The organism is Nonomuraea rosea, assembly GCF_039539705.1.
Taxonomy (GTDB): Bacteria; Actinomycetota; Actinomycetes; order Streptosporangiales; family Streptosporangiaceae; genus Nonomuraea; species Nonomuraea rosea.
In genome coordinates, this window is sequence record NZ_BAABDQ010000040.1 from 59,618 (window position 1) to 81,721 (window position 22,104).

Genomic DNA, 22,104 nt, shown 5'->3' on the forward strand with positions numbered 1-22,104 from the left:
CCCCGCGACCCTCGGGCGGTCACTCCGGGCTGCGGGCTCGGGGCCCTCGGGCGGTCACTCCGGGCTGCGGGCTCGGAGCCCTCGGGCGGTCACTCCGGGCTGCGGGCTCGGCGGCTTCGGGCGGTCACTCCGGGCTGCGGGCTCGGGGCCTTCGGGCGGTCACTCCGGCTGGGGCTGGGGGCCTTCCGTACGCAGGGCGCCGTAGCGGCGGCGGGTGAGCGCGGCGACCGCCGTCAGCGGGACCACGGCGCCGGCGGCCAGCCAGAACAGCAGCGCGTAACGGCCCTGCTCGGCCAGCGGCCCGGCGGCCCACGGCGAGACCGCGCTGCCCACGAACAGCGCGGAGGCGAAGAACGCGATCGTCGTCCCCCTGGCTTCGGGGACCACCGAGGTGGCCCAGGTCTGCAGCGAGGAGTGCAGGAACGACCAGCCGCCGCCGAGCAGCAGCGCCGTGACGGCCACCGTGGGCAGGCTCACGTGCACCGCCGCGAGCGCGAACCCGGCGCAGAGCTGCGCACCGCCCACGGCCATCAGCACCGGTGTCGGCCAGCGCCCGGACAGCCGCTTGACCAGCTTCGACAGCAGCCACAGGCCCAGCCCGTACGCGGTGATGGCCAGGCCCGCCACGGCGGTGGCCAGCCCCGTGTGCTCCAGCGCGGGCGCCAGGAACGGCAGGACGCCCAGCAGGATCGCGCCCTCGACGAACGCCAGCCCGAACACCAGCAGCGCCCACGGATGCCCGAGCACCGCACCCAGATACCCGCCCACCCCAGTCCCTCCCCCGGCGGCCCGGTCCTGCGCGCCGGAGCGGGCGCGCTCCGGCCCGGCCACCCCCACGCGGTCCTGCGCGCCGAGGCGGGCGCGTGGTGGCTCGGGGAGGGTGCGGAGCAGGACGGCGCAGACCAGGGCGCAGGCCGCGGGCACCGTGAAGGCCACCCGCCAGTCCAGCAGCCCCGCCACCACCCCGCCGAGCCCGGTGGCCGCGGCCGTGCCGAGTGCGGCGGCGCCCATGAGGTCCGTCAGCGCGCGCTGGCGCACGGACGTGGGCACGGTGTCGCCCACGTACGTCAGCGCGGTCGGGATGACGGCGCCGAAGCACGCGCCGGTCACGACCCTGGCCACCACCAGCGCCCCGAGCACCGGCATCAGCGCGGAGACCACCCCGGCCAGCGCCGCGCCGAACAGCGCCCCGCGCATCACCCGGACCCGCCCGAACCGGTCGGACAGCACCCCCCACAGCGGCTGCGTCAGCCCGTACGCCAGGTAGTAGCCGCTGGCGGCGGTGATGGACGCGGAGAGCGGGACTCCGAGATCCGTCGAGATCAGCACGAGCATCGGGCTCACCGCGAAGCGGTCGAAGCTGCTGACGGCGGCGGCCAGGGACAGGGTCCTCGGCGGGCCGGTGAGGGTGAGGGGAAGTACGGGGGCGTTCATGAGCTCATTTGCTTGTTTGTCCCCAACAAAAGCAGTAATCCCACCCTAAATGGGGGAATGTCGCGCGGCCTGAGTACGCTCTGACGGTTGCCCTCGTTCTCCTTGAGGAGTCCCGTGACCGCCTTCGCCCTGGATGACCCACTCGACCGCGGCTCCGGCCTGCCCAGGCCGGGCAGCCTGCTGCGGACGGCCGCCGACTCGGTCCCGCCCCCGGGGCTCGTGCTGCTGGCCATCGTGTCGGTGCAGCTCGGCGCGGGTTTCGCCAAGGAGCTGTTCGCGGCGCTGCCGCCGAGCGCGGTGGTGTTCCTGCGCATCGGGGCCGGAGCGCTGATCATGGGCGCGCTGGTCAGGCCGCGGCTGAAGGGCCTGGCCTGGCGCGACTGGGCGGTGGGCATCGGCTTCGGCGTCACCCTCGCCGTCATGAACCTGACCTTCTACGAGGCCCTGGCCCGGCTGCCGATGGGGATCGCGGTGGCGATCGAGTTCCTGGGGCCCCTGGGCGTGGCCGTGGCGGCGTCCAGGCGCCGGATCGACCTGCTGTGGATCGGGCTGGCCGGGGCGGGCGTGGTCCTGTTCGCGCCCTGGGGGCAGTCGGCGTCGGTGAGCTGGATCGGCATCGCGTTCGCGATGGCGGCGGGGGCCTGCTGGGCCGGTTACATCCTGCTGTCCGCGGCGGCCGGGCAGCGCTTCCCGGGCACGAGCGGGCTGTCGTTCGCGATGATCGTGTCGGCCGTGGTGATCGCTCCCGTGGGTGTGGCGACCGGCGGGGCCGACCTGTTGCAGCCTGAGCTGCTGCTCATCGGGCTGGGCGTGGGGCTGCTGTCGTCGGTGATCCCGTACTCGCTGGAGCTGCAGGCGCTGCGGCGGATGCCCAAGCATGTGTTCGGCATCCTCATGAGCCTGGAGCCGGCCGTGGCGGCGCTGATCGGGGTGCTGCTGCTGCACGAGTTCCTGCAGGTGCAGCAGTGGGCGGCGATCATCTGCATCGTGGCCGCCAGCCTGGGCTCGACCCGGCTTTCCCGGCGCAAGGAGTAAGCGGCCCTCAAGGAGTGAGCGGCCCTGGAGGGCCCGCCGCGCGCCCGTGGGATGGGGTCTCGGGCGCGCGGCGGAGGGCTCGGCGATGGGCGGGGTGTGCCGAGCCCGCGGAAGGTCAGCGGAGTGCGGGGGTCCGCCTGACCAAGCTGACGCCGGCCTCCTGAAACTGGGTGGCCCCAGGGGAGACCGGGTCGGTCCGATGAGGATCAGGAAGGCGGACCGTCGCGCGTGGCGCCGTCCGGTCGGCCTCAGATTGAGAGTACCTTCCCCGGCGGGTGCCCGATCCCTAAATGTCAGAATTCAGTGCTCGGCCCAAATGCCGCGTACGTGGCCGATGTGCTCCTCCATGAGCTGCGCCACACCCGCGGCGTCGCCGCTCTTGAGCGCGTCGAGCAGCGCGAGGTGCTCCCTGGCGGAATCGCCCAGCGTGCCGCGCTCGGAGAGCTGGGACAGACCGTAGAGCCTGGCCCTGTTACGCAGGTCGCGCACCACCTCGACCAGGTGGGCGTTGCCGGACAGCGCCAGCAGCTCGACGTGGAAGCGCAGGTCGGCGTCCACGTACGCGAGCAGGTCACCGCGCTCGCTGGCCGAGACGATCTCCTGGGCGATGGGCCTGAGCCGCTCGAACTCCTCCGCCCGCGAGCTGTCGGCCAGCCTCGCCGCGGTGGGCACCTCGATGAGCTGGCGGATCTCGGTGAGCTCGTCGAGGTCGCGGTCGGACAGCTCGGTCACCCTGAAGCCCTTGTTGCGCACCGCCTCGACCAGGCCCTCCTTGGCCAGGTCGAGCATGGCCTCGCGGACGGGCGTCGCCGAGACGCCGAACTGCGCGGCCAGCACCGGTGCGGAATAGACCACGCCGGGGCGCATCTCACCGGTGATCAGCGCGGCGCGCAGCGCGTGCGCGACCTGTTCGCGCAGGCTCTGCCGCTCCCCCACCATCGGCAGGTCGAGCCGGTCATCGGCAGCCATCCGCCCATCCCTTCATATCCACGCCTCATAAGCGGCAGCCGCGACCACGAGGTCCTCCCACGCCATGCCCGTGCTCTTGAACACGCGCGGCCCCGGACCGGTGACCACTCCTCCGGCGATCAGCTCGGCGAGGTTACCGGCGAGATGACCAGTCGCGATCGTACCTTGGGAGATCGGGATGATCACATCCCCCGCCTCTTCCAGGGCGGCCGACCTGGCCTCGACGACCACGGTGGCGCGGGCGACGAGGTCGCCGTCGAGCTCGCGGGCGCCGGGCTCGTGCGACCCGACCGCGACGACGGTGACGCCGTCGCGGGCGAGCTTACCGGGGAACAGCGGCTCCCTGGCGGTCGTGCAGCAGGCGATGAGATCCGCCCCGGCCACCGCCTCCGCGACCGCGCCACCAGCCACGACGGGGGCCGGCAGGGCGCGGGCGGTGAGGCCGATTTCGCGGCATCGGACGGCGAGCGCCTCGGCGCGGTCCGCGTCCCGCCCGACCACGGTCACGTCCTCCACGGGCCGCACCGCGCGCAGCGCCAGCACGTGCCCCCACGCCTGCGGCCCGCTCCCGAACACCACCAGGCGCCTGGCCTCGGGATCCGCCAGATGACGGACGGCGAGCGCGGAGACGGCCGGCGTGCGCAGCGAGGTGAGCGCGATCCCGTCCATGGCCGCCAGCGGCGCCAAGGTGCCGCCGTCGAGCAGCAGGTACGTCCCCTGGATCCGGGGCAGCCCCAGCCCGGGGTTGCCCGGCGCGATGGTGACGGCCTTCACCCCGGCGTACCGGCCGGCCGCGGCCGGCATCAGCAGGAGCTGCCCGGCCGGCAGCTCCACGATCGGCCGCTGCGGCGTGCGCTCGGGATCGAGCCCGGCGCGCAGGGCGTCCTCCAGAATCTGTACGGCCCGCCCGACCGGCACCAGCCGCTCCAGCGTGTCCGCGTCGAGATATGGCAGAGCGGTCATCGCAGCGTGAACCCCAAACCGATCGGATCCCCTGGATCGAGCTCGAACGCGTGCCTGCCGGTCCGGTAGGCCATGCCTTCGATCTCGGGAACGACTCCTTCGCCCGCGGGACCGGCCACGCGGGCGCGGAACGTGCTGCCCACGATGCTGCTGTGGATCAGCGGCCCGCGCAATCCCGAGTCGTGCAGCAGCGCCAGCCGGGCGGCCGTGCCCGACCCACAGGGCGAGCGGTCCACCTCGCCGTCGGCGAACACGGTCACGTTGCGCTGGTGCGCCGCGCCGCCGGTCTCCGGCAGTTCGTCGTAGAAGATCACCCCGTAGACGCCGGACAGCCGGTCGTCGGACGGGTGCCTGGAGGCCGGATGCCGGGCCAGGTCGGCCTTGACCAGCCGGGCGTGCTCGACCAGCGCGCCCAGGTGCTGGGGCGCCACCGACAGCCCGAGCGCTCCCGCGGGCATCGACGCGTAGATCGCGCCGCCGTACGAGATGTCCACCTTCGTACCGGCGGCGACCACGTCCCTGGCGATCACGTAGGACGGGACGCTCACGAACGTCACCGACTCCACCCGGCCGCGCGAGCTGCGCACCCGTGCCGTGACCCGGCCGGACGGAACGTCGACGACCACGTCGGTCTCGCCGTCCGGGTCCGCTTCGACCAGCCCTTCGTGCACCGCGTACGCGCCCAGCGCGATCGTGCCGTGCCCGCAGGCGGTGGAGAAGCCGTCCTTGTGCCAGAACAGCGCGCCCAGATGGGCGCCGGGGTCGTCGGGCGGGACGAGGAAGCAGCCGTACATGTCGGCGTGCCCGCGCGGCTCATGGCACAGCAGCCGCCGGACGTCGTCGAACTCGGCGGACGAGGCGGCGGTGGCGCGGCGCGAGAGCACGTCGGCGCCGGGGATCTCGGGCACGCCGCCGGTCACGATGCGGAACGGCTCGCCGCCGGTGTGGTAGTCGACGGTGGTGATCGGCCGCCCGTTCACAGCTCGAACCCGGCGGGGAACGGGTCGCGCGGGTCGAGGAAGTATTGGGCGGTGCCGGTGATCCAGGCCCGGCCGGTGATGGAGGGGACGACGGCGGACGCGCCGCCCACGGTGGTCTCCTCCAGGAGCCTGCCGGTGAAGCTGGTGCCGATGAACGACTCGTTGACGAAGTCCCGCCCGAGCGGCAGCTCGGCGCGCGCGTGCAGCTGGGCCATCCTGGCGCTGGTGCCGGTGCCGCAGGGCGAGCGGTCGAACCAGCCCGGGTGGATGGCCATGGCGTGCCGCGAGTGGTGGGCGTCGGAGCCGGGGGCGGCGAAGTAGACGTGGTGGCAGCCGCGGATGCGGTCGTCCTCGCGGTGCACGGGCTCGTCGGCGGCGTTGATCGCCTCCATGGTGGCCAGCCCGGCGGCGATGATCTCGTTCTTGGCCTTGCGGTCGAAGGGCAGGCCGTAGTGGTCGAGGTTCACGATGGCGTAGAAGTTGCCGCCGTACGCCAGGTCGTACGGGATCTCCCCGAATCCGGGCACGTTCACGGTGGCGTCGAGCCTGTCGCAATAGGAGGGCACGTTGCGCAGGGTCACCGACGTGGCGGCCCCGTCCTCGACGGCCACGTCCACCTCGACGAGCCCGGCCGGGACCTCCAGGCGCACGGTGGTAACCGGCTCGACCACCTCCACCATGCCGGTCTCGACGAGCACGGTGGCCACGCCGATGGTGCCGTGCCCGCACATCGGCAGCAGCCCCGACACCTCGATGAACAGCACCCCCCAGTCCGCGTCCGGCCTGGTGGGCGGCTGCAGGATGGCGCCGCTCATGGCCGCGTGGCCGCGCGGCTCGGTCATCAGCAGGGTGCGGATGTGATCGAGGTGATCACGGAAGTAGACGCGCCGCTCGGCCATGCTCCCGCCGGGGACCACGCCCACCCCGCCGGTGATCACGCGGGTGGGCATGCCCTCGGTGTGGGAGTCGACGGCGTGGAATACGCGCTTGGTCCTCATCGCAGCCCTTCTGCCAGTGCCTTCTCGGTCGCGGCGCGCACGACGGCGGCCTGCTCTCCGGCCAGCGGCAGCCTGGGCTGCCTGCACGGCCCGCCGTGCCGCCCCGCCAGGTCCATCGACAGCTTGATGGCCTGGACGAACTCGGTCTTGGAGTCCCAGCGCAGCAGCGGGTGCAGCGTGCGGTAGAGGGGCAGCGCGGTGTCCAGGTCGCCGTCGAGCGCGGCGCGGTAGAGGGCGACGCTCGCGGCGGGCAGCGCGTTCGGGTAGCCGGCGACCCACCCTACCGCCCCGGCCACGCCCAGTTCGAGCAGCACGTCGTCGGAGCCGACCAGCAGGTCGAGGTCGGGGGCCAGCTCGGCGAGCTCGTACGCCCGCCGCACGTCCCCGCTGAACTCCTTCACCGCCACGATGAGCCCCTCCTCGTGCAGCTTGGCGAGGAGCGCGGGCGTCAGGTCCACCTTGGTGTCGTACGGATTGTTGTAGGCCACGATCGGCACGCCGGCCTTGGCGACCTCGCGGTAGTGCGCGACGACGGCCCGCTCGTCGGCCCGGTAGGAGTTCGGCGGCAGCAGCAGCACCGAGCCGCAGCCCGCCGCGCCGGCCTGCTCGGCCCAGCGGCGGGACTCGGCCGCGCCGTACGCGCCCACGCCCGCCATCACACGGGCGCCGCCGACGGCCTCGACCGCGGCCTCGATCACCCGGGTCCGCTCCTCCGGGGTGAGCGTCTGGTACTCGCCGAGCGACCCGTTCGGCACGACGCCGTCGCAGCCGTTCCCGACCAGCCAGCGGCAGTGGCCGGCGAAGCCGTCGAAGTCGACCGACAGGTCGTCGTGCAGGGGCAGCGCGGTGGCGACCATGACGCCGTGCCAGGGCTTGCTGCGGTTGTCCATCGAAGTCCTCCGTCTAAAGGGTCGTGTGAAGTGGATCGGGTCTCACGTCTCAGGGGGATCCATCGGCATCGCCCCCGCCGGGCGCGTCGCCGGGAGTGCCGGGGGCGCTGGTGCCGGGGATGCTGGAAGCCCTGGACGTGCTCGGGGCACTGGCGGCGCTGGACGTGCTCGGAGCACCGGAAGCGCTGGACGTGCTCGGAGCACCGGTAGCGCTGGACGTGCTCGGAGCACCGGTAGCGCTGGACGTGCTCGGGGCACCGGCGGCGCTGAGGGCGCCGAGCGTGACAGGCTGGGCGATCGGGCGGCGGGGCGGCTGCGGCGGCTCCCCTGCCAGGCAGGAGACGGCGTAGCCGCAGATGCGGCCCTGGCACCAGCCCATGCCGGGCCTGGCCAGCAGCTTGACGGAGCGCGCGTCGGTGGCGCCGAGATCCTGCGCCTCACGTACGCGCGCCAGCGGCACCTCCTCGCACCGGCACACCAGCGTGTCGTCCCGCAGCCACCCCTGCCAGCCGGGCTGTACCGGGTACGCCCGCTGCAACGCCGCGCCGAACGCCCGCCACCGCGCGCGCCGCCGCGCCAGCACCCCCGCCACCTCACCACCGGCACCACCGGCCGCAGCGCTGGCACCGCTGGCCACACCGCTGGCGATACCGCTGGCCGCACCACTGGCCGCACCACTGGCTGGAGGGCCGATGGCGTCGGCGGCGATGGTCAGGCCGGCGATCCGGCCCTCCAGCTCGGAGAGCCGCCACCCGCCCACCCCCGTGGGCTCGCCGGCCGCCCAGACCCCGGGGACGGTGGTGCGCTGGTCGCCGCCGACGTTCAGCACAGGGCTGCCGTCCACGTCCGCCCGGGTCTCGCAGCCGAGCTGCACGCCCAGCTCGATCTGCGGCAGGAACCCGAACCCGGTGGCCACGGTGTCGCACTCGACGACGCGGGTGGCGAGAACGTTCCAGTCCTTGTCGAGCCTGGCCACGGTGACGGCCTCCACCTGGCGCTCGCCGTGCGCCGCGACCACCGCCTGGCGCGTCCGGTACGGCACCCCGTGCCGGGCCAGCTTCGCCGCGTACCCGGCCGCCTCCCCGGCCTTGCCCAGGGCCAGCAGCGGATGCCTGGCCAGCCCGAGCCCGCCGTTGGCCTCGAACACGCCCAGCACCCTGGCCCCCGCGCCGGCCAGCCCGGTCGCCACGGGCAGCAGGAAGGGCCCGGTGCCGGACACGACGATCCGCCCGCCCGCCACCACGCCGTTGCCCTTGAGCAGCGCCTGAGCACCGCCCGCGGTGAGCACGCCGGGCAGGTCCCAGCCGGGGAAGGGCAGCGGCCGGTCGTACGCGCCGGTGGCGATCAGCAGCCGCCGCGCCCGCACGGCCACGGGCCGCTCCACCGGCGAGCCCGAGGCTCCGGGATCCCGCGTCACGCAGTGCACGACGAGGCCGCCGTCCGGCTCGCGGGCCACGCTCCACACCTGATGTCGCAGCAGCAGGTCGGCCCGCTCGCCGAGCGCCCGCGCCTGCCGCAGGAACCGGCCGAGCGCCGCGTCCGCACCGGAAGCGGGCCCGGAAGCGGGCTCAGGGCGGGCGGTGTGGCGGAAGTACTGGCCGCCGAGCCGCGCCGCCGAGTCGACGAGTGCCACGCGGAGCCCGGCCTGCGCCGCCGTGAGCGCGCCCGCCACCCCGGCGGCCCCGCCGCCCACCACCACCAGGTCGTACGTCATGACGTCGTCACCTCGTCACCGGGAGCCGCCTCGACCAGGCAGGCCCGCTCAGGACCCCGCCCGTTGACGGAGATCAGGCAGTCGAAGCAGACCCCGATCCCGCAGAACAGTCCGCGCGGCCGCCCCTCGAACCGGGTGCTGCGCCACGACCGCACCCCGGCCGCGTGCAGCGCCGCGCCGATCGTCTGTCCTGGCACGACCGGCACGGACCGGCCGTCGATCGTGATGTGGAACGTCACAGCGTCTCCTCTGCGAAGCGGTCCGGACGGAAGGGACGCAGGTCGAGATCGGGTTCGGCCCCGGTGAGCAGCTGCGCGAGCAGGTGACCGGTGGCCGGCGCGAGCCCGATGCCCGCCCCTTCGTGGCCGCACGCGTGGTACAGGCCGGGCATGCGCGGGTCGGCGCCGATGACGGGCAGATGGTCGGGACAGTACGGGCGGAACCCGCAGTACGACCTGATGGCCCGCACGTCCCGCAGCGCCGGGAAGAGCGCGACCGCCTGCTCGGCCAGCCGCGCGAGCACGGGGACGGACGTCGTCCTGTCGAACCCGACCCGTTCCCTGCTGGCCCCGATGAGCACGGTCCCCGCCGGGGTGCCCTCCACGACGGCCGAGGTCTCCAGGTCGGCCGAGTCGCTGGCCACATTCGTCACGTAGGCGGCGGTGTAGACCTTGTGCCTGATCAGCGGCTCGGCGAGGGGCTCTGTGACGAGGACGAAGCCGCGCCTGGGCAGGATCGGCAGGTGCACGCCGGCCAGCGCGGCCACCTCGCCGCCCCACGTGCCCGCCGCGTTGATCACAGCGTCGCCGCGCACGTCGCCGTGCGAGGTGCGGACGCCCGTCAGCCGGTCTCCCGAGCTCGTGACCCCGGTCACCGTGACCCCCAGGCGCAGCCGCAGCGTGCCGTGGCCGAAGCGGTCGCCGCCGTGCCTGAGCAGGCGGGCGGCGGCCAGCATGGGCTGCACCTGGGCGTCCTGCGGGTAGTGGACGCCGCCGGCCAGATCCCCCGCCAGGTGCGGCTCGTACTCGCGCAGGGACCCCGCGGCCACGATGGTGTGCTCCACCCCCTGCTTGGCGGCCAGCTCGGCCAGCTGCCGCTGCACCTCGCCGGTCTCCGCGACGACCAGCCCGCCCTTGGCCTCGAACTCGAAGCCGCCCCCCGCAGCGTCATCCGCAGCGCCACTCTCAGGGCCGGGCTCGGCCAGCGAGCGCCACAACCGGTTCGACAGCACGGCCAGGTCGAGCTCCGGCCCCGGCTCCTTGTCGGACACCAGCACGTTGCCCTCACCCGAGCCCGTCGTGCCGCCCGCCACGGGCCCGCGGTCGACCACGGTCACGTCAAGTCCCGCACGCGCGGCGTAGTAGGCGCAGGCCGCCCCCACCACTCCCGCGCCGACGACGATCACGTCGGACATCGACACCTCCCGCTCAGTAATATGTCACATACTTTGTGGCTTGAGAAGTCCGTTCCCACGGGCTGGGACGAGAGCCGGTTCCCGGTGGGCGGACCGGACGACCAGGCCCTTACCATCGATGACGTGAAGCTACCCACGGACCACGCCAACCCTCTCGTGCGCCTGTTGCTCTCCTTCTGGGCGCCCACCACGCGGACGATGCGCGGCTGGGCGATGGCGTCGGTCGTGGTGAACGCGGGCATCGCGGTGACGGGCGCGGGCGTGCGCGTCACCGGGTCCGGGCTCGGCTGCCCGACCTGGCCGAAGTGCACCCCGGACAGCTTCCTGCCGGCCCCGCACCCCGAGGTCTCGATGATCAGCATGTTCGTCGAGTTCGGCAACCGGCTGCTGACGTTCCTGGTGCTGGCGGTGGGGGCCGTGTGCGTGCTCGCGGTGCTGCGCATGGCGCCGCGCAGGCGCTCGCTGCTGTGGCTGGCCGCGCTGCAGCCGGTGGGGATCGTGGCCCAGGCCCTCTGGGGCGGGCTGGTGGTCAGCACGATGCTCAACCCGTTCACGGTCGGCATGCACTTCCTGATCTCCACCGGCCTGATCGCCGCCTGCTGGATGCTGTACGCGCGCTCGGGCGAGGGCGACGGCCCCGCCAGGCGGGTGGTGCACCGCGACCTCCGCCGGCTGGGCTACGCCCTGCTCGCGGCGGTGTTCGCGCTGCTGGTGGCCGGGGTGGTGGTCAGCGGCACGGGCCCGCACTCGGGCGACGTGATGGCCTCGCGCTTCGACCTGGACATCGAGGCCGTGGCGCGGCTGCACGCCGACATCGTCTACATCGTGGTCGGGCTGACGTTCGCGCTGCTGCTCGCGCTGCACGTGAGCAAGGCGCCCAGGCCCGCCAGGCGGGCGGCGCTGGCGCTGCTCGGGGTGGAGCTGGCCCAGGGCGTGATCGGCTACACCCAGTACTTCCTGGCCGTGCCCGCGGTGCTGGTCCTGCTGCACGTGCTCGGCTCCACGGTGGTGTGGATCGCGGCGCTCAGGGTGGTCACCTCGCTGCGCGAGCGGACCCCCGAGACGGTCCCGGCCGGCCACTCCCCCGCCGAAGCGGCCGCTGCCGTCTGAGGGATATGCCAGGGTATGGGGTGCTAAGTCCGCCACTCCCCCGCCCTCGGAGGTGTGCGATTTGCTCGGAAAAGTCCGTCCCACGCGTAAGACGCTGCGCCGTGCGTACCAAGGTCTGGTGGGGCTCAGCGTGCTCGCGCTCGCACCCATGACCTGGGCCTGGCTCAGCAGCTCGGGGCATCGGGCGGCGGCCGAGGGCGACGGCTGGCTGGCCCGCGTGCCCGTGACGCAGGCGGCGCTGGTGCTGGGCGCCGGCGTGTACGGCACGCAGCCCACCCAGATGCTGGCCCGCAGGCTCGACATCGCCGCCGACCTCTACCACGCGGGCAAGGTGCGAGCGCTGCTGCTCTCGGGCGACAACAGCCGCAAGGACTACGACGAGCCCACGGTCATGCGCGACTATCTGCGCGGCAAGGGCGTGCCCGACGCGGTGATGGTGCTGGACTACGCCGGGTTCGACACGTGGGACTCGTGCGTGCGGGCGCGCAAGGTGTTCGGGGCCGAGCGGATCACCGTGGTGACGCAGGAGTTCCACATGCCGAGGGCCGTGACGCTGTGCAGGACGGCCGGGCTGGAGACGTTCGGGGCGGGTGACGACTCGGCCAGGAGATGGGCCTCGATCACCTACGTCTACGCCGCCCGCGAGCTGTTCGCCACCGCCAAGGCGTTCGCCGACGCGAAGATCCTGCACTCCGACCCCGTCTACCCCGGGCCGCGCGAGGTCTCGCTCACCCGGATCCTGGCTCAGCCGGGCGCGCCCGGCGCGTAGCCGGGTGGCGGGCTGCCCCTGGCGACCGACCTGGCGTGCATCGACGGCACGGGGAAGTCCGCGCGGGCGGTGCTCATGCACTCCAGCAGGGCCCGCTGCTCCTCGTGGAAGACCTGCTCGTCGACCATGTGCCGGGCCGCCCGCTCGTGCAGCAGGCCCAGCTCGGTGGCGGCGAGCTGGTAGTCGCGCATCGCGCGCAGCCCGCGCTTGCCGCCGTGGGCCTTGGCCCACTGCCTGGCCTGCCGCCGCCTGGCGAACGCCGACAGCATGTAGACGTCGGCCTGCGTGACCAGCTTGGTCGGCTCGTACGGCGGCAGATACCGGTGGATGAGCGCGACGATGCGCCGCCGGTCCCTGAACACCACGCCCATCAGCACGACGAGCACGACCAGCAGCGCCAGGTAGGCCACCACGAGCCCGGGGAAGCCGCCGTAGGAGGCCAGGCCGTTCCACAGGCCGTGCAGGACCATCGCGCCCGACCAGCCGGCCAGGATGTAGAAGACCCGCTCGGAGCCGCCGCGCTGGGCCGCGTAGGCGACGCCGACTCCGATCATGGAGCTGAACAGGGGGTGCGCCAGCGGCGACAGGATGCCGCGCAGCACCACCGTGACCGCCAGCCCCTTGACGCCCGCCTCGGAGTTGAGGGCGGCGATGTAGTAGCTGACGTTCTCGCTCATGGCGAAGCCGAGGCCGACCATGCTCGCGTAGATGATGCCGTCGGTGGGCCCGTCGAGCTCGGCCCTGCGGAACTTGAGCAGGCCCAGCAGCACCAGGCCCTTCATCGTCTCCTCCACCACGGGGGCGCCGAACGTGGCCGCGATGTTGCGGGCGCTGGCCTCCGACAGCCGGGCGGTGTCGATGATGTAGTGCAGGTTGAGGGAGTTGACCACGCCCGCCGCCAGCACCGCGATGCCCGCGCCCCACGCGAAGGCGAAGATCAGGTTGCTGCGGGGCTCCGGCTCCATCCTGTCGAGCGCCAGCACCCCCGCCAGCAGCAGCGGCACCGGCGCCAGGGCCAGCACGAGCGCGATGAAGAACTGCACCGGCGCGCCGTTGAGCACGTCGAAGGAGAACGAGACGAGAGCGCAGATGCCGGTGAGGACAAGCCCGATGATCAATGCGAACGATGGGCGGTCCTTCAACACCCAGCGTGGATCACGGGTCGCCATAAAGTGACTTTAACGGATCAGGCTGCCGGGGTCCGTGCCGGTCCGCGCCGACCCGCGACGCGGGTAGTCACTCGTCACCGTACGGACATGGATGTCGTTCATCTTCGGCCAGAAGCGCGTCAGGCGAGCAGCGGATCGATCGCGACCGCGAGGAAGAGCAGCGCCAGATAGGCGTTCGACCAGTGGAAGAAGCGCATGGGCCGCAGATCGACGCCGGTCTTGCCGGCGTTGAGCCGGCCCAGCAGGCGGTGCACCTCCCACAGGCACATGACCCCGAGCACGGCCGCCACGGCCGGGTAGAACAGCGTGGTGCCCGCCACCGGCCACAGCGCCAGCGAGCACAGCACCGTCGCCCAGGTGTAGGCGATGGACTCCATGATGACCCGGCGCTCGGTGGCCACGACCGGCAGCATCGGAATCTTGGCCGCCGCGTAGTCCTCCTTGTAGCGCATGGCCAGCGTCCAGGTGTGCGGCGGCGTCCAGAAGAACACCACGCCGAACAGCACCAGCGGCGCCCAGTCGAGCCGCTCCGTGATGCCGGCCCAGCCGATCATGACGGGCATGCAGCCCGCGATGCCGCCCCACACGATGTTCTGGGCGGTGCGCCGCTTCAGCAGCATCGAGTAGACCAGCACGTAGAACAGGATCGCCGCGAGGGCCAGCACCGCGGCCAGCCAGTTGGTGGTGAGCCACAGGCCGGCGGTGGACAGGATGCCCAGCACGATCCCGAAGATCAGCGCGCCGCGCGGCGACACCTGGTGCCTGGCCAGCGGCCTGCGCCGGGTGCGGCGCATCTTCGAGTCGATGTCGCGGTCGACGTAGCAGTTGAGCGCGTTGGCGCTGCCCGCCGATAGGGTGCCGAACACCATGACCGAAATGGACGTCCACAGCGGCGGCAGGCCGCCCGCCGCGAGGAACATCACCGGCAGCGTCGTGATCAGCAGCAGCTCGATGATCCGCGGCTTGGTGAGCGCGATGTAGGCCTTCACGGTCGTGCTGATCGAGCGCGGCTTCCCCACCTGCGGTGATGGGGCCGTGGCCTGCTTGTTGGTCAGCACCGTCAAGGCGCTTCCAGCCTGTGCGGAGTCAACGCGTAACCTCTGATAGAGCGGATCCATGGGTGGGCGCCGTGACGCCCCTGCGAACAACCAAACTGTAGTCGCAGGGGCGGCCGGTCCGGCCAATGGGGGGCTTGCGCCGCACATGGACACGCGAGGGTGGAATGGGAATCGATCGCCAGCTCCACTCGGTTAGGGTCCCGTGTGGGCGGGATAGCCAACCGGCATAACCAATGACAACTAGACTCCGGAGACCGAGCACTTGAGCACCGAACTCGTGCCAGCCCTTGAATGGACCGACCTGGACAGCCGGGCGGTCGACGTCGTTCGAGCCCTGGCGATGGACGCAGTGGAGAAGGCGGGCTCGGGCCACCCCGGCACCGCCATGAGCCTGGCCCCCGCCGCATACCTGCTGTTCCAGCGTGTGATGCGGCACGACCCGACCGACCCGAACTGGATCGGGCGCGACCGGTTCGTGCTGTCGTGCGGGCACACCAGCCTCACCCTTTACATCCAGCTCTACCTTTCCGGCTACGGCCTGACGCTCGACGACCTCAGGCGGCTGCGCCAGTGGGACAGCCTCACGCCGGGTCACCCGGAGCACGGTCACACCGCGGGCGTCGAGACCACCACGGGCCCGCTGGGCCAGGGCCTGGGCAACGCGGTCGGCATGGCGATGGCGGCCCGCCGCGAGCGCGGCCTGTTCGACCCCGAGGCGGAGGCGGGCGCCTCGCCGTTCGACCACCACATCTGGTGCGTCGTCAGCGACGGCGACATCGAGGAGGGCATCAGCCACGAGGCCAGCGCGCTCGCCGGCCACCAGAAGCTGGGCAACCTCGTCGTCCTGTACGACGACAACCACATCTCCATCGAGGACGACACGCTGATCGCCAAGTCCGAGGACGTGGTCAAGCGCTACGAGGCCTACGGCTGGCACACCGAGAGCGTCGACTGGACCTCCTCCGGCGACTACGAGGAGGACGTCCAGGCGCTCTACGACGCGCTCGAGGCGGCCAAGGCGGAGACCGACAGGCCGTCGTTCATCCGGCTGCGCACCATCATCGGCTGGCCCGCCCCCAACAAGCGGAACACCGGCAAGATCCACGGCTCGGCCCTGGGCGAGGCGGAGATCGCCGCGACCAAGGAGATCCTCGGCCTCGACCCGGCCAAGAGCTTCGACGTCTCCGCCGAGGTGCTGGAGCACGCCCGGGGCATCGCCCAGCGCGGTCGCGCCGACCACGCCGAGTGGGAGAAGTCGTACGCGGAATGGCGGCTGGCCAACCCCGAGCGCGCCGCCGAGCTCGACCGCATCTCCCACCGCGAGCTGCCGGCCGGATGGGCCTCCGCGCTGCCGTCGTTCGAGACCGGCACGTCGGTCGCCACCCGCAAGGCCTCGGGCTCGGTGCTCGACGCGCTGGCGCCGGTGCTGCCCGAGCTGTGGGGCGGCTCCGCCGACCTGGCCGAGTCCAACAACACCACGATGAAGGGCGAGCCGTCCTTCATCCCCGACGAATACCAGACCAAGGCGTTCCCGGGTAACCGCTACGGCCGCACGCTGCACTTCGGCATCCGCGAGCACGCCATGGGCGCGATTCTCAACGGCATCGCGCTGCACGGCGGCACGCGCCCGTACGGCGGCACGTTCCTGGTCTTCTCCGACTACATGCGCCCGGCGGTGCGCCTGGCCGCGCTGATGAAGCTGCCGGTCACGTACGTGTGGACGCACGACTCCATCGGCCTCGGCGAGGACGGCCCGACCCACCAGCCGATCGAGCACCTGTGGGCGCTGCGCGCGATCCCCGGCCTCGACGTGGTGCGCCCGGCCGACGCCAACGAGACCGCGTACGCGTGGAAGGCCGTGCTGGAGCACACCGACCGGCCCGCCGCGCTGGCGCTGACCAGGCAGAACCTCCCGGTCTACGAGGGCACCAGCGCCGACGGCGTGGCGCACGGCGGCTACGTGCTGCGCGAGGCGTCCGACGGCCAGCCCAAGGTGATCCTCATCGCCACGGGCAGCGAGGTGCAGGTCGCCGTCGAAGGACGCGAACTGCTGGAGGCGCAGGGCATCCCCACGCGCGTGGTGTCGATGCCGTGTGTCGAGTGGTTCAACGGGCAGGAATCCGCATACAGGCAGACCGTCCTGCCCTCCGCCATCCGAGCCCGGGTGGCGGTCGAGGCGGGCATCGGACTCGGCTGGCACCAGTTCGTCGGCGAGTGCGGAGAAGTGGTCAGCCTCGAACACTTCGGTGCCTCGGCCCCGTACAAGACTTTGTACGAGCAGTTCGGGCTGACGGCGGAGCGCGTGGCGGCGGCGGCCAGGGCGAGCCTGGCCAAGCTGGGTCAGGACAAGGGCGAGACGACGGGAAACTGAACGAACATGAGTGAGATCCTCAATAAGCTGTCCAGCCAGGGCGTGGCCATCTGGCTCGACGACATCAGCAGGGAGCGGCTGCGCACCGGCAACCTGGAGCAGCTCATCCGCGAGAAGAACGTCGTCGGGGTGACCTCCAACCCGACGATCTTCGCCGGCGCGCTCAGCAAGGGCGACGCCTACGACGCCCAGCTCCACGACCTCGCCGTGCGCGGCGTTGACGTGGGCGAGGCCGTGCGGGCCATCACCACCTACGACATCCGCTGGGCCGCCGACGTGCTGCGCCCGGTCTTCGACTCCAGCGGCGGCGTGGACGGCCGCGTCTCGCTGGAGGTGGACCCGCGCCTGGCCCGCGACAGCGACAGGACGATCGCCGAGGCCCGCGCGCTGTGGTGGCTGGTCGACCGGCCCAACCTGTTCATCAAGATCCCGGCCACGGCCGAGGGCCTGCCCGCGATCACGCAGGCGCTCGCCGAGGGCATCAGCGTCAACGTCACGCTGATCTTCTCCCTCGAGCGTTACCGCGCGGTCATGGACGCCTGGCTCGCCGGGCTGGAGGCCGCGCAGGCCAAGGGGATCAACCTGGCCTCGATCGAGTCGGTGGCCTCGTTCTTCGTCAGCCGCGTGGACACCGAGATCGACAAGCGCCTCGACAAGGTCGGCAAGCCGGAGCTGAAGGGCAAGGCGGGCATCGCCAACGCCCGCCTGGCCTACGCGGCGTTCGAGGAGGTCTCGAACTCCGAGCGCTGGCAGCGGCTGCGCGCCGCGGGCGCCCGCCCGCAGCGGCCGCTGTGGGCCTCGACCGGCGTGAAGAACCCCGAATACTCCGACACGATGTACGTCGACCAGCTCGTCGCCCCCGGCACCGTCAACACCATGCCGGAGAAGACGCTCGACGCGGTGGCCGACCACGCCAACATCTCGGGCGACACCGTGCGGCCGTTCTACGAGCAGGCCTGGAACACCATGGCCGCGCTCAAGGACGCCGGCGTCGACTACGACGACGTGGTGAAGGTCCTGGAGGACGAGGGCGTCGAGAAGTTCGAGGCGTCCTGGAACGAGCTGCTGGAGAGCGTCACCAAGAACCTGGTTCCGTGATGGAGGTCTCCTACCGCGAGGAGGGGGTGGCTTCGGCCGCCTCCTCCCTCGCGGGGCGCCTCGTCGCCGACGGCGTGCCCGCGCGGCTCGCCGGCGGCGACCCCACGTTGTGGGGTGAGGACGCCGAGGCGGAGGCGGCGGTCAGGCTCGGCTGGCTGACGCTGCCCCGCTCCTCTCGCGAGCTGCTGCCCGAGCTGGGCAAGCTCGGCGAGAGGGCCCGCGCCGAGGGCCTGACGAACGTGGTCCTGGCCGGCATGGGCGGCTCGTCGCTGGCGGCGGAGGTCATCTGCGCCACCGCCGACGTGCCGCTCACCGTGCTCGACACGACCGACCCCGGGCAGGTGCGCCGCGCGCTGACGGACCGGCTCGACGCCACGATCGTGGTCGTGGCGAGCAAGAGCGGCTCGACCGTGGAGACGGACTGTCATCTGCGGATCTACCAGCGGCTGTTCGCCGACGCGGGCATCGAGCCGGCCGGCCGCATCGTGGTCGTCACCGATCCTGGCTCGCCGCTGGAGCAGCTGGCCGTGGACGGCGGTCACCAGCTCGTGCTGGCCATGCCGGACGTGGGCGGCCGCTACTCGGCGCTGTCGGCGTACGGGCTGGTGCCCAGCGCGCTGGCGGGCGCCGACGTGGAGCGGCTGCTCGACGACGCCGAGGACGTGCTGCCGCTGCTCTCGCGCGACACCGGCAACCCCGGGCTCGACCTGGGGGCCGCGCTCGGCGGCGCGGCGCTGGCCGGGCGCGACAAGCTGCTGCTCGAAGACCAGCTCTCCCCCATCAACGGGCTGCCCGACTGGATCGAGCAGCTCGTCGCGGAGTCCACCGGCAAGCGGGGCAGGGGGATCCTGCCGGTCGTGGGCGCCGACCCCGCCCAGGCGGGCGACGAGCTGATCGTCGCGATCGAGTCCGACATCGGCGACGTACGCGTGGACGGCCCGCTGGGCGCGCAGTTCCTGGTCTGGGAGTACGCCACCGCCGTCGCCGGGCTGCTGCTGGAGATCGACCCTTTCGACCAGCCGAACGTGGCCGAGTCGAAGGAGAACACCGCCGCCCTGCTGGCGCTGCCCGACCTGCCGACCGGCGCCCCGGCGTTCGCGGACGGGCCCGTCGAGGTCTACGGCGCGGTCACGGCCAAGGACCTGCCCGGGGTGTTCGCGGAGCTGCTGCGCGCGATCCCCGACGGCGGCTATCTGGCGATCATGGCCTACCTCGACCGGCTGGCGGCGTTCGACGCCCCGGTGCCTGAGGGGGCCGACTTCGAGCAGATGACCGACGCCTGGATGATGGCCGATCCGGCGACGCTGCGGGCGCTGCTCGCGATGCGTACCGACCGGCCGGTGACGTTCGGGTGGGGGCCGCGGTTGCTGCACTCGACCGGCCAGTACCACAAGGGCGGGCCCCAGAACGGCGTCTTCCTGCAGATCACGGGCGTGGTGACGGACGACGTCGCGGTGCCGGGACGGCCCTACACGCTGGGCCGGCTCCAGCTGGCCCAGGCGCTCGGTGACCTCGGCGCGCTCGAAACCCGCGGGCGGCCGGCCGTACGCCTGCATTTGACCGACCGCGCGGCCGGAGTCGCGCGGCTGCTCGAAGCCGTACAGGAGGCTTGAGATGACAGAACCGGCAGCACCCGCGGAGGAAGCCGCCACCGTGGCGGCCGCCGTCGCGGGAATCGCCACCACTTTGGAAGTGGCGGCCGCCAACCCGCTGCGCGATCCGCGTGACAAGCGGCTGCCCCGGGTGGCCGGACCGTGTGTGATGGTGTTGTTCGGCGTGACGGGTGACCTGGCCAAGCGCAAGCTGCTGCCGGCGATTTACGACCTGGGCAACCGGGGGCTGCTGCCGCCCGGCTTCTCGCTGGTCGGCTTCGCCCGGCGCGATTGGAAAGACCAGGATTTCGCCCAGCTGACGCACGACGCCGTCAAGGCGCACGCCAGGACGCCCTTCCGCGAGGAGGTCTGGAAACAGATCCGCGAGGGCATCCATTTCGTGCCCGGCGAGTTCTCCGACGACGGGGCGTTCGACGCGCTGGCCATGGCCCTGGCTGAGATCGACGAGACGAGGGGCACCGGCGGAAACTACGCTTTCTACCTGTCGGTGCCGCCGAAGTTCTTCCCCGTGGTGGTGGAGCAGCTCAAGCGGACGAAGCTGTCCGACGCGCCCGAGGGATCGTGGCGGCGCGTGGTCATCGAGAAGCCGTTCGGCCACGACCTGAAGTCGGCCCACGAGCTGAACGAGATCACCACCTCGGCCTTCCCGGAGAGCTCGATCTTCAGGATCGACCACTACCTGGGCAAGGAGACCGTCCAGAACATCATGGCCCTGAGGTTCGCCAACAACCTCTACGAGCCCATCTGGAACCGCAGCTTCGTCGACCACGTCCAGATCACGATGGCCGAGGACATCGGGATCGGCGGGCGGGCCGGCTACTACGACGGCATCGGCGCGGCCCGCGACGTCATCCAGAACCACCTGCTCCAGCTCCTCGCGCTCGTCGCGATGGAGGACCCGACCTCGTTCGACGCCTCCGCGCTGCGGCGGGAGAAGGAGAAGGTGCTCAAGGCCGTGCAACTGCCGGCCAACCTGGGGCTCAACACGGCGCGCGGGCAATACTCCGCGGGGTGGCAGGGCGGCGAGAAGGTCGTCGGCTACCTCCAGGAGGACGGCATCTCGACCGAGTCCACGACCGAGACCTACGCCGCCATCAAGCTGGAGATCGCCAACCGCCGGTGGGCGGGAGTGCCGTTCTACCTGCGCACCGGCAAGCGGCTGGGCCGCCGGGTGACGGAGGTCGCGGTCGTGTTCCAGCGGGCGCCGCACCTGCCCTTCAGCAAGGACGACACCGAGATCCTGGGCCAGAACGCGCTGGTGATCAGAGTGCAGCCGGACGAGGGCATCACGGTCCGTTTCGGGTCGAAGGTGCCGGGGACGGCGATGGAGGTGCGCGACGTCTCCATGGACTTCGCCTACGGGGAGTCGTTCCTGGAGTCGTCGCCGGAGGCGTACGAGCGGCTGCTGCTGGACGTGATGATCGGCGACCCGCCGCTGTTCCCGCACCAGCGGGAGGTCGAGCTGTCGTGGAAGATCCTCGACCCGATCGAGGAGTTCTGGGGCACGCAGGGCCAGCCCCAGCCCTATGAGGCGGGCTCGTGGGGGCCGGAGTCGGCCGACGCGATGATGGCCCGCGACGGCCGCGTCTGGAGGAGGCTCTGATGACGACGTTCATGTTGTCGGACACGACGGCCGGGAAGATCTCGGCGCAGTTCATGCATCTGCGCCACCAGATGGGCGCGCCCGCCATCGGCATGGTGCTGACGCTGGTGGTGGTCTGCGAGGAGCGCCACCAGTACGACGCGCTGCGCGCGGCCACCGAGGCGGCCCGCGAGCACCCGTCGCGCATCATCGTGGTGATCAACCGCGAGGAGGACGAGCAGATCAGGCTCGACGCCGAGCTGCGCATCGGCGAGTCCACGCCGGGCGAGGTCGTGGTGCTGCGGCTGTACGGCGAGCTCACCGAGCACGCCGACTCCGTCGTCAGCCCGCTGCTGCTGCCCGACACGCCGGTGGTGGTGTGGTGGCCGGGCAAGGCCCCCGAGGTGCCCTCCAAGGACGCGGTCGGGGCGCTCGCGCAGCGGCGCATCACCGACGCCAAGGGCTTCGACGACGGCGGCGTCAGGTCGCTGGTGGTCAGGGCCAAGGGCTACGCCCCCGGCGACACCGACCTGGCCTGGGCCCGGCTGACGCCGTGGCGCAGCCTGCTGGCCGCCGCGTTCGACCAGCCCGTGGGCAAGGTGCGCAAGGGGGTCGTGGAGGCCTCTCCGGGGCATCCGAGCGCGCCGCTGCTGGCCGCGTGGCTGTCCGACCGGCTCGGGGCGCCGATCAAGGTCGCCGACTCCGGCGGTCCCGGCCTGACGTCCGTACGCCTGCAGCTCGGCGACGGTGAGCTGGTGGTCGGCAGGGCCGACTCCCGGCTCGCCACCCTCTCGCGGCCCGGCCAGCCGGACCGGAACGTGGCCCTGGCCCGCCGGCACACCTCGGAGCTGCTGGCCGAGGAGCTGCGCAGGCTCGACAGCGACGAGATCTACGAGGCCTCCGTCAAGCGTTTCGCCCGGACGTACAAGGGATGATC

General features: G+C 72.2%; 19 protein-coding genes. 8 read left to right on the plus strand and 11 right to left on the minus strand.

What is annotated here, in order from left to right; genetic code table 11:
* Window positions 1-159: 159 nt before the first annotated feature.
* Entirely contained in the window at window positions 160-1,434 is a 1,275-nt protein-coding gene (locus ABEA43_RS52975; RefSeq protein ID WP_345574273.1) for an MFS transporter, read from the minus strand.
* A gap of 114 nt (window positions 1,435-1,548) precedes the next feature.
* On the opposite strand from ABEA43_RS52975, the gene ABEA43_RS52980 reads away from it, so the two are divergent.
* Complete coding sequence (locus ABEA43_RS52980; protein WP_345574275.1) at window positions 1,549-2,469, plus strand: EamA family transporter; 921 nt, start codon at window positions 1,549-1,551, stop codon at window positions 2,467-2,469.
* 300 nt (window positions 2,470-2,769) lie between these two features.
* Here the strand turns inward: ABEA43_RS52980 and ABEA43_RS52985 are convergent, their stop codons facing one another.
* Genes ABEA43_RS52985 through ABEA43_RS53020 form a run of 8 tightly spaced genes read right to left on the minus strand, consistent with a single transcriptional unit; the run spans window position 2,770 to window position 10,397 of the window.
* Entirely contained in the window at window positions 2,770-3,438 is a 669-nt protein-coding gene (locus ABEA43_RS52985) for a GntR family transcriptional regulator (protein ID WP_345574277.1), read from the minus strand.
* A 12-nt stretch (window positions 3,439-3,450) separates the two neighbouring features.
* Window positions 3,451-4,401, minus strand: coding sequence for an ornithine cyclodeaminase family protein (locus ABEA43_RS52990; RefSeq protein WP_345574279.1), 951 nt, complete (start codon window positions 4,399-4,401; stop codon window positions 3,451-3,453).
* On the minus strand, window positions 4,398-5,381 hold the full coding sequence (locus tag ABEA43_RS52995) for a proline racemase family protein (RefSeq protein WP_345574281.1): 984 nt from the start codon (window positions 5,379-5,381) through the stop codon (window positions 4,398-4,400). Before ABEA43_RS52995 ends, ABEA43_RS52990 begins: the two co-directional genes overlap by 4 nt.
* Entirely contained in the window at window positions 5,378-6,379 is a 1,002-nt protein-coding gene (locus ABEA43_RS53000) for a proline racemase family protein (RefSeq protein ID WP_345574283.1), read from the minus strand. The genes ABEA43_RS52995 and ABEA43_RS53000 overlap by 4 nt, the downstream gene beginning before the upstream one ends.
* Complete coding sequence (locus tag ABEA43_RS53005; RefSeq protein ID WP_345574285.1) at window positions 6,376-7,269, minus strand: dihydrodipicolinate synthase family protein; 894 nt, start codon at window positions 7,267-7,269, stop codon at window positions 6,376-6,378. Before ABEA43_RS53005 ends, ABEA43_RS53000 begins: the two co-directional genes overlap by 4 nt.
* Before the next feature lie 49 nt (window positions 7,270-7,318).
* The gene (locus ABEA43_RS53010; protein WP_345574287.1) at window positions 7,319-8,983 is read right to left on the minus strand and encodes an FAD/NAD(P)-dependent oxidoreductase; all 1,665 of its coding nucleotides are present in this window, start codon (window positions 8,981-8,983) and stop codon (window positions 7,319-7,321) included.
* Window positions 8,980-9,222, minus strand: a complete 243-nt coding sequence (locus tag ABEA43_RS53015) for a (2Fe-2S)-binding protein (RefSeq protein WP_345574289.1) — start codon at window positions 9,220-9,222, stop codon at window positions 8,980-8,982. The genes ABEA43_RS53010 and ABEA43_RS53015 overlap by 4 nt, the downstream gene beginning before the upstream one ends.
* Window positions 9,219-10,397 (minus strand): NAD(P)/FAD-dependent oxidoreductase, encoded by a 1,179-nt coding sequence (locus tag ABEA43_RS53020; protein ID WP_345574291.1) that lies wholly within the window; start codon window positions 10,395-10,397, stop codon window positions 9,219-9,221. Before ABEA43_RS53020 ends, ABEA43_RS53015 begins: the two co-directional genes overlap by 4 nt.
* A gap of 123 nt (window positions 10,398-10,520) precedes the next feature.
* Between ABEA43_RS53020 and ABEA43_RS53025 the strand changes: the two genes are divergently transcribed.
* Both ABEA43_RS53025 and ABEA43_RS53030 read left to right on the plus strand, forming a co-directional pair.
* Window positions 10,521-11,507: a COX15/CtaA family protein gene (locus tag ABEA43_RS53025; RefSeq protein ID WP_345574293.1), complete on the plus strand. Its 987-nt coding sequence runs from the start codon at window positions 10,521-10,523 to the stop codon at window positions 11,505-11,507.
* Between the two features lie 61 nt (window positions 11,508-11,568).
* The gene (locus tag ABEA43_RS53030; RefSeq protein WP_345574295.1) at window positions 11,569-12,276 is read left to right on the plus strand and encodes a SanA/YdcF family protein; all 708 of its coding nucleotides are present in this window, start codon (window positions 11,569-11,571) and stop codon (window positions 12,274-12,276) included.
* Here ABEA43_RS53030 and ABEA43_RS53035 read toward each other — a convergent pair.
* Together ABEA43_RS53035 and ABEA43_RS53040 are read right to left on the minus strand one after the other, a co-directional pair.
* Complete coding sequence (locus ABEA43_RS53035; RefSeq protein ID WP_345574297.1) at window positions 12,252-13,445, minus strand: PrsW family intramembrane metalloprotease; 1,194 nt, start codon at window positions 13,443-13,445, stop codon at window positions 12,252-12,254. The two genes, ABEA43_RS53030 and ABEA43_RS53035, sit on opposite strands and share 25 nt — an antisense overlap.
* A gap of 119 nt (window positions 13,446-13,564) precedes the next feature.
* Window positions 13,565-14,509 (minus strand): heme o synthase, encoded by a 945-nt coding sequence (locus tag ABEA43_RS53040; RefSeq protein WP_345574299.1) that lies wholly within the window; start codon window positions 14,507-14,509, stop codon window positions 13,565-13,567.
* 334 nt (window positions 14,510-14,843) lie between these two features.
* Between ABEA43_RS53040 and tkt the strand changes: the two genes are divergently transcribed.
* From tkt to ABEA43_RS53065, 5 genes are read left to right on the plus strand one after another with little or no spacing between them, the layout of a single operon-like run.
* Window positions 14,844-16,874: a transketolase gene (gene tkt / locus ABEA43_RS53045; RefSeq protein WP_425570594.1), complete on the plus strand. Its 2,031-nt coding sequence runs from the start codon at window positions 14,844-14,846 to the stop codon at window positions 16,872-16,874.
* 6 nt (window positions 16,875-16,880) lie between these two features.
* Window positions 16,881-17,972, plus strand: coding sequence for a transaldolase (gene tal / locus ABEA43_RS53050; RefSeq protein WP_345574304.1), 1,092 nt, complete (start codon window positions 16,881-16,883; stop codon window positions 17,970-17,972).
* Window positions 17,972-19,585, plus strand: coding sequence for a glucose-6-phosphate isomerase (locus tag ABEA43_RS53055; protein ID WP_345574409.1), 1,614 nt, complete (start codon window positions 17,972-17,974; stop codon window positions 19,583-19,585). The genes tal and ABEA43_RS53055 overlap by 1 nt, the downstream gene beginning before the upstream one ends.
* Window position 19,586: 1 nt before the next feature.
* Entirely contained in the window at window positions 19,587-21,188 is a 1,602-nt protein-coding gene (gene zwf, locus ABEA43_RS53060; protein WP_345574306.1) for a glucose-6-phosphate dehydrogenase, read from the plus strand.
* Window positions 21,188-22,102, plus strand: a complete 915-nt coding sequence (locus ABEA43_RS53065; protein ID WP_345574308.1) for a glucose-6-phosphate dehydrogenase assembly protein OpcA — start codon at window positions 21,188-21,190, stop codon at window positions 22,100-22,102. Before zwf ends, ABEA43_RS53065 begins: the two co-directional genes overlap by 1 nt.
* The last annotated feature ends 2 nt before the right edge of the window (window positions 22,103-22,104 follow it).